Source organism: Rhodobacter sp. TJ_12, assembly GCF_020023995.1.
Classification (GTDB): domain Bacteria; phylum Pseudomonadota; class Alphaproteobacteria; order Rhodobacterales; family Rhodobacteraceae; genus Rhodobacter.
In genome coordinates, this window is the sequence record NZ_NRRD01000108.1 from 1 (window position 1) to 505 (window position 505).

Sequence of the window (505 nt, forward strand, 5' to 3'; positions counted from 1 at the left end):
GCGTTGAGCGTGCCGATGGCTACCAGCAGTTGAAAGCCAAACTGCCGCCAGTTTCCCGTCGCGGCCTGGTGCTGATAGACCCGCCGTATGAAATAAAAACCGATTATCAGGCGGTGGTATCCGGCATTAGCGAAGGCTACAAGCGCTTTGCAACCGGCACCTATGCTCTGTGGTACCCAGTGGTGCTGCGCCAGCAAATCAAGCGTATGGTGCATGACCTGGAAGCAACGGGCATTCGTAAAATTCTGCAGATTGAGCTGGCGGTACGCCCGGACAGCGACCAGCGCGGGATGACCGCCTCCGGTATGATCGTGGTTAACCCGCCGTGGAAATTAGAAGCACAGATGAATAACGTGCTGCCGTGGCTGCACAGTAAACTGGTGCCCGCCGGAACAGGCCACACCCTCGTTAACTGGATTGTTCCCGAGTAATCGCAGCAATCGAAGGAACCTTGCTGGCTGCGCGTTACAATCGCGACACTTTCGACCTCGTTCAGGATTAAGAG

At 56.0% G+C, this 505-nt stretch carries 1 protein-coding gene; it reads left to right on the forward strand.

Annotated elements, in window-relative coordinates:
- Positions 1-431 (forward strand): 23S rRNA (adenine(2030)-N(6))-methyltransferase RlmJ (gene rlmJ / locus CKO11_RS17435; protein WP_223641575.1); only part of this gene is annotated, 431 nt, incomplete at its 5' end.
- Positions 432-505 lie beyond the last annotated feature (74 nt).